Source organism: Embleya sp. NPDC059213 (assembly GCF_042754445.1).
Taxonomy (GTDB): Bacteria; Actinomycetota; Actinomycetes; order Streptomycetales; family Streptomycetaceae; genus Embleya.
Genome location: NZ_JBHZAV010000003.1, coordinates 82,549 through 95,116, shown reverse-complemented (window position 1 = coordinate 95,116; position 12,568 = coordinate 82,549). Strand labels below are relative to the sequence as shown.

General features: G+C 70.6%; 12 protein-coding genes. All 12 read right to left on the bottom strand.

Annotated elements, in window-relative coordinates:
- Positions 1–55: 55 nt before the first annotated feature.
- Positions 56–742: an ElyC/SanA/YdcF family protein gene (locus ACFXMF_RS02130; RefSeq protein ID WP_360306185.1), complete on the bottom strand. Its 687-nt coding sequence runs from the start codon at positions 740–742 to the stop codon at positions 56–58.
- 57 nt (positions 743–799) lie between these two features.
- On the bottom strand, positions 800–1,414 hold the full coding sequence (locus ACFXMF_RS02125; RefSeq protein ID WP_360306187.1) for a MerR family transcriptional regulator: 615 nt from the start codon (positions 1,412–1,414) through the stop codon (positions 800–802).
- Between the two features lie 424 nt (positions 1,415–1,838).
- Complete coding sequence (locus ACFXMF_RS02120) at positions 1,839–2,312, bottom strand: bifunctional nuclease family protein (RefSeq protein WP_020548711.1); 474 nt, start codon at positions 2,310–2,312, stop codon at positions 1,839–1,841.
- 147 nt (positions 2,313–2,459) lie between these two features.
- Positions 2,460–3,182, bottom strand: a complete 723-nt coding sequence (locus ACFXMF_RS02115; RefSeq protein ID WP_379988731.1) for a MerR family transcriptional regulator — start codon at positions 3,180–3,182, stop codon at positions 2,460–2,462.
- Positions 3,183–3,208: 26 nt separating this feature from the next.
- Entirely contained in the window at positions 3,209–3,727 is a 519-nt protein-coding gene (locus ACFXMF_RS02110; protein ID WP_360306191.1) for an FHA domain-containing protein, read from the bottom strand.
- A 373-nt stretch (positions 3,728–4,100) separates the two neighbouring features.
- Positions 4,101–4,487, bottom strand: coding sequence for a glycine cleavage system protein GcvH (gene gcvH, locus ACFXMF_RS02105; RefSeq protein ID WP_360306193.1), 387 nt, complete (start codon positions 4,485–4,487; stop codon positions 4,101–4,103).
- 74 nt (positions 4,488–4,561) lie between these two features.
- Positions 4,562–5,491, bottom strand: a complete 930-nt coding sequence (locus ACFXMF_RS02100) for a DUF881 domain-containing protein (protein WP_380017639.1) — start codon at positions 5,489–5,491, stop codon at positions 4,562–4,564.
- A gap of 403 nt (positions 5,492–5,894) precedes the next feature.
- Positions 5,895–6,227, bottom strand: a complete 333-nt coding sequence (locus ACFXMF_RS02095) for a small basic family protein (RefSeq protein ID WP_020548716.1) — start codon at positions 6,225–6,227, stop codon at positions 5,895–5,897.
- Positions 6,224–7,201 carry a DUF881 domain-containing protein gene (locus ACFXMF_RS02090; protein ID WP_360306195.1) on the bottom strand — a complete coding sequence of 326 codons (978 nt, stop codon included), beginning with the start codon at positions 7,199–7,201 and terminating at the stop codon, positions 6,224–6,226. Before ACFXMF_RS02090 ends, ACFXMF_RS02095 begins: the two co-directional genes overlap by 4 nt.
- Positions 7,202–7,405: 204 nt before the next feature.
- Positions 7,406–9,901: a mannose-1-phosphate guanyltransferase gene (locus tag ACFXMF_RS02085; RefSeq protein ID WP_360306197.1), complete on the bottom strand. Its 2,496-nt coding sequence runs from the start codon at positions 9,899–9,901 to the stop codon at positions 7,406–7,408.
- 113 nt (positions 9,902–10,014) lie between these two features.
- Positions 10,015–10,623 (bottom strand): CDP-alcohol phosphatidyltransferase family protein, encoded by a 609-nt coding sequence (locus tag ACFXMF_RS02080; protein WP_360306199.1) that lies wholly within the window; start codon positions 10,621–10,623, stop codon positions 10,015–10,017.
- Between the two features lie 117 nt (positions 10,624–10,740).
- On the bottom strand, positions 10,741–12,177 hold the full coding sequence (locus ACFXMF_RS02075) for a glycosyltransferase 87 family protein (protein WP_380017638.1): 1,437 nt from the start codon (positions 12,175–12,177) through the stop codon (positions 10,741–10,743).
- Positions 12,178–12,568: the final 391 nt, after the last annotated feature.

Sequence of the window (12,568 nt, the reverse complement as noted above, 5' to 3'; positions counted from 1 at the left end):
AATGATGACGTACGGGACCGACATCGGCCCGCGTCGGCTCGCTCGGGGCGCTCGCTCAGTCGCTCAGGGCGCGGCGGATCTCGTCGTTCCTCGGATCGTGTGCCCGCGGATCCGGTCGGAAGACGATCTGCCCGGTCGCCTTGATCGCGGCGAGCACCTCGCGTCCGGTGCCGTACACGGTGGGCCCGACGTGGCCCCACGTGAAGGACTCGTCCGGAACGCCGTACGCGGATATTCCGGCGGCCTTGCACAGCCCGAGCGCACGCCGCAGATGGAAGCTCTGCGTGACCACGATGACCCGGTCGATCCCGTAGACGCGCTTCGCGCGAATGCAGGATTCCCAGGTGGAGAATCCCGATTCGTCGGTCACGATCCGGTGTTGCGGTATTCCACGCTCCGCGAGGTAGCGCCGCATCACCCCGGTCTCGTCGTAGCGGTTGCCGCCGCCGTCGCCACTGACCAGGATCACCCGGGTCCGGCCGGTCCGGTACAACCCGAGTGCCACGTCCAGCCGGCGGGCCAGCAGATCGGACGGCCGGTCCCCGTGCACACCCGCGCCGAGCACCATCGTGACGTCCTGATACGGCACGTTCGCCGGCGTGCGCACCCGTCCCCCGGCGTACAGGTGCAGCCCCGTGATCGGGGCCAGGCCGGCCACGGTGAGCAGGACGGCGGCCTGGTAACCGCGTCGTTGGGCGCGCCGCGAACGCGGCAGGGTCGGCCGGCGAATGATCACGTCCATGGGGACGTCCTGCCCGGCGGACCGGTTCCCATCCGCCTCGGGCGCCTCGGACCCGCCTCAGACCGCCTTGTCGCGCCGCCTGCGCGCCAATTCGTCACCCGGATGGACCTGCGCGATCGACTCCCCGGAGCCGGTGTGCTCGCCCTGGAGCTGCGCGAGCGAGCCCTCGACCTCGCGCCACACCGCCCCCACGGCGATCCCGAAGACCCCCTGCCCGCCCTGCACCAGGTCGATCACCTCGTCGTACGACGTGCACTCGTACACGCTGGCGCCGTCGCTCATCAGCGTCATCCCGGCCAGGTCGCCGATGCCGCGACCGCGCAGGTGGGCCACCGCGATCCGGATGTTCTGCAGCGAGACGCCGGTGTCCAGGAGCCGCTTGACGATCTTGAGCACCAGGATGTCGCGGAAGCCGTACAGGCGTTGGGTGCCCGAGCCGTGAGCCGGGCGGACGGTGGGCTCGACCAGACCGGTGCGCGCCCAGTAGTCGAGTTGGCGGTAGGTGATGCCGGCCGCCGCGCAGGCCGTCGGGCCTCGATAGCCGACATCCTCCGACGGGGTGCCGGCGGGCGGGACATCCTGCCGCCGGGGGCCCGCACCGGGGTCGGTCGCCGGCAGAGGACGTGCCGTGCGGGCGCGTTCCGCCGCCGTGATGTCGCCGGTGCTGCTCACGCCGACCTCCCTTTCGTCTCCCCGCGCCCGGGTACGGCGCGGAGAGTCTCTTCAGTCCCGGGCCGCAGGCGGCGAGGTGCAACGCGCAGGGGTCATCCCGGAACTGTCGTTTTCGACGGTAGGCAGTCACCAACAGCGCGTCAACGACCGCGCCGTTCGGCACGCCGAGTGACGCTCCTCGCACGAGTGGTTTGAAGCCGCGTTCCACGGGTAGATCTGGCCACTTTGCGGCCGATCGAAACGGATCACTAACCGAACGGGTCGGATCGACCTCGTCCGTCGGCGCGTCGTGGTCCGCGGCGCGGCGGCCGGCGGGCGACCCGCGGCGCGTCCGAACGCAAAGAACCGCCGACCATGCCCCTCGCCGGGACGGCGGGCGAGACGGTCGGCGGCTTCGGACGCGCACCGGGCCCGGGCGGGCCGGCTATTGGCTCGTGGTGCCGAAGTCCTCGGGCGAGATGTCGTTCAGGAATTCCCTGAACTTCTCGATCTCGTCCTCCTGCTCGTTGGGGATCACGATGCCCGCCTCGTCCAGGACCGCGTCGCTGCCGACGATCGACGTCCCGGTCCGCAGCGCGAGCGCGATCGCGTCCGACGGGCGCGCGCTGACCTCCACGCCGCCGGAGAAGACCAGCTCGGCGTAGAACACGCCCTCGCGCAGGTCGGTGATCCGGATCTGGGTCAATTCCTGTCCCAACGCCTCCAGCACGTCCCGGAAGAGATCGTGCGTCAGAGGACGCGCGGGTACCACGCCCTGTTGGGCGAACGCGATGGCTGTCGCCTCTACCGGGCCGATCCAGATGGGGAGATAACGATCGCCCCCCGTCTCCCGTAGGAGCACGATCGGCTGGTTAGAGGGCATCTCCACCCGGACGCCCACAACCTCTAGCTCGTTCACATCGCCACACTAGCGCGCCCGACTGTCGGTCACCGATCCCCGGGGGCCGAATAGGTCGGGGATTCGTCGTTTTTTCTTCGTGACGCGGCGTGCCCGCCCCCGGTGCGCCGGGCGGGCGAAATCACTCACGGCCGCGCGCCGGGTCGTTCAGCGGCCCAGCCGGGGCGCGAGCGCGGTGGTGACCAGGACGGTGTGCAGCCGCGAGGTGAGCGCGAGCAGGTCGCGCACGGTCTCCTCGGCGCCCGCCTTGGCCCGCGCGCCCCGGCGGTGCAGCAGCGGCGCGACGATCTGTTCGACCAGCGCGGCCTCGCGGTCCGCGGCGGCCTTGGTCTGGCGCAGGTGTCGCGGTTCGACGCCGTAGCGGCCCAGCGCGGCCACCAACCGGGCCACCACCAGCGCGTCGCCGTCGTAGACCACCGCGTGCTCGCCGTCGGTGTCGCCGGGGCGCGGACGGTGCGGCTGGATCAGGCCGAACTCCTCCAGCCGCGCCAGGTCCACGTCCTGGATGCCGGCTGCGGCGATCAGGCCCGGCCGGTCGAGCAGCACCATGGTGGCGTCCCGGCCGGCCGAACCCGGATCGCCGTCGGCGTCCTCGGATCGCTCGGATTCGGCCGGGGTCGGGCCGGCCGGTTCGAGACCGCGATCCATCGCGTCGAGCTGATCCTTGATCACCCGAAGCGGCAGATAGCGGTCGCGCTGCACGCGCAGCACATAACGCAGTCGTTCGATGTCGGCGGCGCCGAACTTGCGATAGCCCGAAGGGCTCCGCTGCGGCTCGATGAGCCCTTCCGCCTCGAGGAACCGGATCTTGGAGATGCTGATGTCCGGAAACTCGGGACGCAGCAGGGTCAACACCCCGCCGATGCTCAAGGAGACCGATCCGGCCGCCGCCGGACTCACCCGATCTGCCCTTGCCGACTGGGGAAGAAGACCAGTCGGTACTTACCGATCTGTACCTCGTCGCCCGGCGTCAGCGGGACCTCGTCGATCCGCTCGCGCCCCACGTAGGTGCCGTTCAGGCTGCCCACGTCGGCGACCGCGAAGCCGCCGGCGGTGCGGCGGAACTCGGCGTGCTTGCGCGAGACCGTCACGTCGTCGAGGAAGATGTCGCTCTGCGGATGCCGGCCGGCCGTGGTGCGGTCCGAGTCGAGCAGGAAGCGACTGCCCGAGTTGGGCCCGCGGCGGACCACGAGCAGCGCGGTGCCCGGCGGCAGCGCGTCCACCGCGGCCTGCGCCTCGGGAGTGAGGATCTCGCGGGGCGCGGGTTCCGCGTCCAGCGCCTCGATACCGCTGATCGAGATGGTCGAGGTCTGCTCGGACGCGCGCTCGGCACCCGCACCCAGGCGCGAGCCGCAGTTGGAGCAGAACCGGCCACCGGGCGGATTGTGATGCCCGCACGTGCTGCACACCACCACGTCGGCCTCCTGACCCGTTCCGGTCGAACCTCGACCTTCGGTCGAGAGTTGCCCGAAACTTATGCGCGCCGTGTGTTCGTGGTCAACAGCGACATGCCCGGCGGTCGCGTCGGACTCGCCGAGCTGCGGAGCGGGTGCGGGAGGGGAGCCGGCGGACGCCCCGTACGGGGTGCCCGGCGGCATGGTCGGCGGGGCGGCCGGCGGGTTGCCGGACCTCCCCGCATCGGCAGCCGGCGCGTCGCCGGAGCGACGGGAACGACCGAACAATTTCGCGAACAACTTCACGGGCGAACCTCCCCGAGAGAACCTGGCCCGCCCGTGGGGCAGGAGGAGTGGGTCGTGGTGATGGACTGCCTACCGCTTCGCCGGGCCGTCAGGAGCCCAGGCTGTTCTGATAGGCGGCCGCGTCCAAGAGCGCGGCCGGTGCGGCGGGGTCGTCGAGGCGTACCTCGAACAGCCAACCGTCGCCGTAGGGATCGGAGTTGACCAGCTCCGGTGCACCGTCGAGCGCGTCGTTGACGGTGGTCACGACGCCGTCGAGCGGTGCGAAGAGGTCGCTGACACTCTTGGTCGATTCCAATTCGCCACAGGGCTCTTCGGCCACGACGCGGGTGCCGACCGGCGGCAGCGTGACGTGGGCGATGTCGCCGAGCGCGTCCTGCGCGAATTCGGTGATACCGATCCGCACCGTCCCGGAGATCTCTTCCATGACGCGCACCCATTCGTGCTCCGTCGTGTACGCGAGATCTGCGGGGTACATGCGGACAGCCTGCCCTTCTTGCCTGACGAGTGGTGCACCGACGGCGACCGGCGGACTGATTCTGTCAGGTGTACTCACCCGTTACCGGCGCCCGGTGCCGAGCGAGCGTAACCAGGCTTGTTCGCGGGCCGCAAGGCGTCGATCAGCACCTCCTGCGACGGTGTGACAATGGCGCCGGCCTGCTTCTTCTCCAGGGTCTTCACGACGCCCCCGGGGATGTTCAGCGCGGGCTGGAGATCCTGCGGATTGCCGATCACCTTGAACACGTACGGCGGCAGTACCTTGGTGCCGTCGATCTCGATGTCGCCGGGCGGGGTGCCGTTGAACCAGGTGCCCGCCACCACGCGCACGTCGTTGATCTGGATCACCTCGGCGCCCGCCGCGCGCAGCTCCTGGAGCGTGTCCAGCAGCACGTCGCCGCTGACCGTGCGCTGCGGGTCGGTGATGGTCAGCGTGATACCGGGCCCGGTGGCCTTGACGGTGCCCGCCAGCACGCCCAGGGCGTCCGCCTTGGCCGCGTTCTGCTCGCGCGCCTCCTGGACCCGGTCGTTGCTGTTCTGGAGTTGGGTGCGGCTGTTCTCCAGACGGTGCTTCTCGTCCTCCAACCGCCGGGTGCGCTCGCCGAGTTCGTCCAGCACCCGGACCAGGTCCTCCTGCCGCGCGCCGCGCAGCGGGTCCGACTCGGTGTTGGAACGCACCTGGATGGCCAGCCCCGCGCCGAGCGCGAACAGCAGCACCGCGCCCACGAGTTGCGCCCGGCTCACCCGCGGCGGCCAGAACGCGTCGAGCAGCCTGCGCCGACCCGGTTGATCGTCCACCGGGTCGTGCGCGTGCGGCTCGGAAACCGCGTTCGAATCCGTTTCCGGCTCGGGCGTGTCGCGCGCCGCCGCATGCGCTCCCGTGTGCGAGGGCGCATGCGGGTCGCGCGGATCATGCGGACCGGGCGCCGCGTGCGGCCGGTTCACTCCGGCGGACGACGCGGGCACCAGCGGCGGTATCGGCACGCGCGGCGCCCGCGGGTCCGGCTGCGGCCGGACCGGCCGCGGTGTAGGCGGTGGAGTCTGTCGCAGCTCGTGCGCCGACTCGCGCACCGGCGCGGTGATCGGCGGGATCTCCGAGGTCACCTCGGCGGCCTGCTCGCGGATGCGTTCCCGGATGTGCCGGCCCTCGTGGTAGAGGTCGACCGGGCGCCGGGTCTCGACCGTGGGCTTGCGCGTGGACGGCGCCTCGGGCTCCGCCGCGGGCCCGGGTCCGGGTTCGGGTTCCGGCACCGGCTCGGGTTCCGGCTCGGGCTCGCGTTCGGGCTCCTCGGCGGTGCGCGGAATCCCCAGCTCGCGGGGGTCCTCGTCGTGGCGGGCGTGCCGCCCGCGCGTCTCGTCCGTTTCGTCGGCCATGTGTGACTCCCCGTCAGGCCCGGAAGACGTGTCGGCGGATGGCCGCCGCGTTGGAGAAGATCCGGATGCCGAGCACGACCACCACGCCGGTGGACAACTGCGCGCCGACGCCCAGTTTGTCGCCGAGGAAGACGATCAGCGCGGCGACGACCACGTTCGACAGGAACGAGACCACGAAGACCTTGTCGTCGAAGATGCCGTCGAGCAGGGCGCGCAGGCCGCCGAAGACCGCGTCCAGCGCGGCCACCACCGCGATCGGCAGGTACGGCTCCAGCTCGTGCGGGATCACGGGTCGGGCGAGATACCCGACCACGACCCCGAGGACCAGGCCGAGGACGGCGATCACGGTTTACCCTTTCGTTCGGTCGGCTTGTGCGACGCTGTCGATGAGGCGGCCGGCGGGGCCGAGGCGCTCGGCGACCCGCCGCGACCCGTGGGTGTGGCGGGCGGGGTGCCGGGGGTCGGCTGCGCCGGCGTGCTCGGCGGCGGACTCCCGGGCGCGGCGCCCGGCACCCCCGCGTAGCGCAGCGAAGTGCCCAGCGCGGCGGGCAGCTTCATCTTCTTCTGCGCGCTGATGTTGATCCGGATCCCGTAGTCGTCTTCGAGCCGACGCAGCGCGCGCCCGTCCGCACCGACCATGAACTCGACCTGCATCGGCTTGGCGTTGCCGATCGCCAGGATCGTATAGGGCGGCGCCAGCGGCCGGTTGTCGACCAGGATCGAAGCGCCCGCGGCGCGGATCGCGGACAGCGCGGTCAGCCGCTGGTTGTTGATCGAGATGGCCTCGGCGCCGGCCTTCCACAGGCCGTTGACCAGTCGCTGGAGGTCGCGGTCCAGGATCCGGCCGTTCGCAGCCGCCTCGGCCTGGCGCGGATCGCTCGAGCCGTCCGAATTGTCCGACCCCTTGGCGTCGTCCGCGATCACCTTCAGGCCCGGTCCCTCGACCGGGTCGGATCCGGTGAGCAGCGCGAGCAGTTGTACCCGGTCCTTGGCGGCCTTGGGCAGCGAGACCTCCTGGATCGCGTCGACCTCGTCGCGCAACCGCTCGACGGTGGCCGTGAGCGTATCCACCTCGGTCTCGTCGGTGTGGATCCGGTCCACCAGTTGATGGCGCTCGCGCTCGGCCTGCGGAGCGGCCGCGTGCACCTTCATCGCGGCCACCATCAGGATCATCGCGATCAGCGCGACGCCGACCACGGCCAGCACGCGGGCCAGCGGGCCCTTGTTCATCCCCGTGTCGCCGCGCACCGCACGGCGCGCGGTGGCCTCCGCGTAGCCCGCGTCGAGGCTGTTCGTCATCATGTCCACGAGCAGGGACATCGAGGCGTCCGGTCGCCTGTACCGGCTCGTGCCTGGTGTCTCCCGCGATGACATGCGCCCCATCGTTCCATGCCCGACGGAGTGCTCGATGCAGGGTCCGACACCGGTTCCGGCCGCGGATCACGGCAGGCGATCCACGGCCGGAGAAGACCCTACAAGACCGTTACCGGGCCCGCTCGGGCCCGGCTGCCCGAAGGCCCGCGGTCAGTCGCCCGCGTGCTCCACGACCCGGCTCCACTCGTCGAGGAGTTCGTCCGCGGCGTCGTCGTCCGGGCCCTCGGCCCACACGTGGGTGACCGCCTCGGCCGGGTCCGGCAACACCAGCGCCCACCGGCCGTCGGCCTCCACGACCCGGACGCCGTCGGTGGTGTCGATCTCCCGTTCGCCCGCCGCCTCGACGACCCGGCGCATGACCATGCCCTTGGCCGCCCACGGGGTCGGCACGTCCCGCCGGCGCACGTGCGCACGTGGGATCCGCGCGTCGATCTGGCTCAGCGTGAGTTGGGTTCGGGCGACCAGGCCGATCAGCCGGACGAACGCGGCCGTGCCGTCGAAGACGGTGCTGAACTCGGGGATCACGAAGCCGCCGCGGCCGTCGCCGCCGAAGATGGTGTCGTCGGCCATGGCCACCCGCGCGAGGTCGTCCGGCGACGTGGTGGTCCACTGCACCTGGACCCCGTGATAGGCGGCGACCTGCTCGGCGATCCGGGTCGTGGTCACCGGCAGCGCGATCTTCCCGCCGCCGCGCTCGGCCGCGACGCAGTCCAGCAGTACCAGCAGCGCGCGGTGGTCGTCGATGATCCGGCCCCGCTCGTCCACCAGCGACATGCGCTCGCCGACCGGGTCGAAGCGCACGCCGAAACCGGACTTGGAGGAGGCCACGATCTCGCCCAGCCGGGTGAGCCCGTCCTGCCGTTCGTCCGCGGTCTCGGTGGGCCGGGCGTCGTCCAGGCCGGAGTTGACGGTGAGCGCGTCGATGCCCAGCCGGCCCAGGATGCTGGGCAGCAGCAGGGCGGCGTTGCCGTGCGCGGCGTCCACCACCACCTTGAGCCCGGACTCGGGCACGCCGGTGATGTCCAGCGCCTTCAGCAGCGACCCCGAATAACTGTCGAACGGTCGTGCGGGGAAGGTCAGTTCGCCGATCTCGCCGGGGAACGCGCGGCGATACTCCTGGCGCGAGAAGACCCGGTCGAGCTTGCGCTGCGCGGCCTGGGACAGGTCCGCTCCGCGCTCGTCGAAGAACATGATGTCCACCGAGTCCGGCACCCCGGGCGTGGTGCGGATCATGATCCCGCCGGCCGAGCCGCGGGCGGTTTCCTGACGCGCCACCGGCATCGGCACGTTCTCCAGGTCTCGCACGTTGATCGCGGACGTCTGGAGCGCGGAGATGACCGCCCGCTTGAGCGCCCGGGCGCCGCGCGAGTGGTCGCGCGCGGTGGTGACGGTGGCGCCCTTCTTGAGCGTGGTGGCGTACGCGCCGGCCAGGCGCACGGCCAGTTCCGGGGTGATCTCGACGTTGAGGATGCCGGAGACCCCGCGCGGGCCGAACAGGTACTTCTGCCCGCGCGACTCCCAGATCACCGACGTGTTGACGACCGCGCCGGCCTCGATCGTCTTGAACGGGTAGATCCGCACGTCCCCGGCGACCAGGGACTCCTCCTCGATCAGGCACTCGTCGCCGACCACCGCGCCCTCTTCGATCCGGGCGGCGCGCATGACGTCGGTGTTCTTGCCGATCACGCAGCCGCGCAGATTGGTCTGCGGGCCGACGTAGACGTTGTCGTGCACGACCGCCTTGTGCAGGAAGGCGCCGCGCTTGACCACCACGTTGGAGCCGAGCACGGTGTGCTCGCGGATCTCCACGCCGCCCTCGACCTTGGCGTAGTCGCCGATGTACAGCGGGCCCTTGAGGACCGCGTCCCGGTCCACCTCGGCGCCCTCGGCCACCCATACGCCCGGGGAGAGCTCGAAGCCGTCGATGTCCACGTCGACCTTGCCGGTGAGCACGTCGGCCTGGGCCTTGAGGTAGCTCTCGTGCGTGCCCACGTCCTCCCAATAGCCCTCGGCGACATAGCCGTAGATCGGCTTGCCCTCCTTGAGCAGCTTGGGGAACACGTCGCCCGACCAGTCCACCGACACGCCCGCGGCGACGTAGTCGAAGACCTCGGGTTCCATCACGTAGATGCCGGTGTTGACGGTGTCCGAGAAGACCTGGCCCCAGGTCGGCTTCTCCAGGAACCGATCCACCCGGCCCTCGTCGTCGATGATCGTGATGCCGAATTCGAGAGGGTCGGGCACCCGGGTCAGGCATACGGTGACCATCGCGCCCTTGGCCCGGTGGTACTCCACGAGGGCGGTGAGGTCGAAGTCGGTGAGCGCGTCGCCGGAGATGACCAGGAACGTGTCGTCCTTGAGCGCCTCCTCGGCGTTCTTGACGCTGCCCGCGGTGCCGAGCGGGGTTTCCTCGTTCGCGTACGTCAGGGTCATGCCGAGTTCTTCGCCGTCGCCGAAGTAGTTGCGAACCAGCGACGCGAGGAACTGGACGGTGACCACGGTCTCGGAAAGCCCGTGCCGCTTCAGGAGCCGTAGCACGTGCTCCATGATCGGCCGGTTCACCACCGGCAGAAGCGGCTTGGGCATGCTGGAGGTCATCGGGCGCAGGCGGGTGCCCTCGCCTCCGGCCATGACGACGGCCTTCATCGGTCTCGTCCTCCTATCGCGTCACACCACCCGCACCCACGGCTGAACTGCCGGGGCCGGGTGGCGTGCCTTCTGTACGTGGTGATCGCCCGGGTCTCCGGCGATCCCTGCGCTTACCCGGCGGTCGCCCTGCGACTCGCCTTGTCCGCGGCCACGAGGCGCTTGGCCTGGGCTGCGTAGAGGACTCCTGCCCACCAGTACAGAGCGGTACCCCACCAGGCGAACGCCCATCCGAAGATGGCGGCGAGAGTTGCGACACGTCCGGTGCCGTCACTGAGCAGCAGTAGCGGAAACGCGTACATCAGATTGAAGGTGGCGGCCTTGCCGACGAAGCTGACCGAGAGCGCGCCGTAGCGGTGTCGGCGCAGGATCAACAACACCACGCCCATGAACAGCTCGCGGCCCAGGATGATCGCGGTCAGCCAGATCGGCAGGATCTCGCGCCAGGTCAGGCCGACCAGGGTGGCCAGGATGTAGAGCCGGTCGGCGGCCGGGTCCAGGATCGCGCCGACCTTGCTGACCTGGTTCCACCGGCGGGCCAGTTTGCCGTCGAGGTAGTCGCTGATCCCGCTGAGCATGAGCAGCGCGAGCGCCCACAGGTCGTGCTTGGGGCCGCCGAACTCGGGCGCCAGGATGAGCCACAGGAAGACCGGGACGCCCAGTAGGCGGGCGAAGCTCAGTGCGTTGGGGATGGTCAGGACCCGGTCGCTGGGAGCGTCCACGCCGCCCTCCCGGGGGTGCGGCGGTGCCGCGTCCACGTGGGCCTCCACGGGACCTCTGCTTTCTGCCGGTGGGCCTGCTCGTTCTGGGTCCAGCTCGTTCGGTATGCGGTATCCAGCCTAGTGACGCGCGGATCCGCTGCTCACCGGGTCCGGATCCGCGGCGACGGGCGGGGGGATCGGCTCGGCGAGGGTGGGCAGCGGGGTGCGGTCGCGCAGGATGCGCCAGGTCAGGATCAGGGTGAGGGCGATGCCCGCGAAGAGGTAGCCGTTGCCGAGCAGGAACTCGATCGGTGTCCAGGTGCGTTCCCGGTCGTCGTCCCGGGGGGCGAGCCAGATCAGGCCCCAGGGTTGCAGGGTCCGCGAGCCGTCCCAGTTCCCGAACAGATCCAGCCGCATCGGCCAGGCGGCGAAGAACACGAAGAAGGTACCGGTCAGCCACCACCACAGCGGCCGGGCGCGGGTCCGCGCGGTGTGCGCGAGCAGGACGAACGCGGGCACCACCCAGACCCAGTGGTGCGACCACGAGATGGGCGACACGAACAGCGACAGCCCACCGGTGATCACCACGCCGACCAGTTCGTCCCCGCGCAACGAGGCACGTGCCGCGGCCACCAGGCCGAGTACGCAGAGCAGGACGCAGAGCAGGAACCACAGCGCCGAGGCCGCCCCGCCGTCGCCGAGCATTCGGGTGAACATGCCTTGTACGGACTGGTTGTTGAGGGTGCCCACGCTGAGTTTGCTGTTGACCTTGCCGCTGATCGACACGAGGTGTGCCCAGTAGTAGACGGACGCGGACGGTGCGGCGACCAGGCCCACCACGATGGTGGCCAGGAACGCGCCGCCGGCCACCGCGGCGGCGCGGAACCTGCGGGTGATCAGCAGGTAGACGATGAAGATCGCGGGCGTGAGCTTGAGTCCGGCCGCGATGCCGACCCCGATGCCCTTGTATCGGCGGCTGTCCGGGAGCCCGAGGTCGAGCACGATCAACGCCAGGAGCAGCAGGTTGACCTGCCCCCAGACGAGCGTCCACTCGACCGGCTCCAGCCACAACACCACGGCGAAGGTGGCGGCGCTGACCCCGAACCGACCCGCTCCGCGGCGGTAGCCGAGCATCCCCCACGCGGACCAGACCACCGCGAACAGGGACAACAGGTTCACGATCGCCATGAACCACTTGAGTCCGGCGAAGCCCAGCGGCAGCAGGACGTAGAAGAGCAGTCCGGAGATCGGCGGATAGATGAACGGCAGCTTGTTGGTCCAAGAGCCGTAGTTCTCGGTGTAGATGTCGTCGCCGTGGCGGAACTCGTGTGCGGCGTCGTGGTAGACGCTCAGGTCGAGCATGTGCCACATGTCGCGGCGGCCGAGGTAGGTCCACAACACCCACAGGCCGAGCGACAGCACCATCAGCAGGCCGCCGATCAGGGCGACGCGACCGGGCCGACGGGCTTCCCGGCTGCGCTCTTGCCCGAACGGGACGCGGGGCGCGAGCGTCAGGAGCTCGCGGCAGGAGGTCACGAGCACGTGGGGGAAGGACATGTCGGTCGGGGACTCCACAACTGCACGGTTCAATGGGCGCCTGGCCGGGGTGGCGCCGGGTCAGGATATCCACACGGTGGATCGGCCCCGCCCGGTGCCTGGTTGCGGGAACCGGCGAATGCTCCCGGACGCGGCCCGGACCCCGGCCGGAGCCGGGGTGGTGCGGCCCGGGGCCGTTCGGCCCTGCGGTTCCGGCGGATCGAGCGTAACGGCTTCGGTGGTGCGACTCGCCCATTTTCGTCGGCTCGCCGGCGCTCCCACCACGATCGTGATCGGCGCGGGGAGCCCGGCTGGAGTGTACGCGTCGGCGAGCACCCGATGACGAGGGCCGGCCACACCGGGCCGGGCGGGGCAACCGGTGGGTGAAGCGGATCGCACGTCCACGATCGTGCGCCCGCCGGCCCGGCGG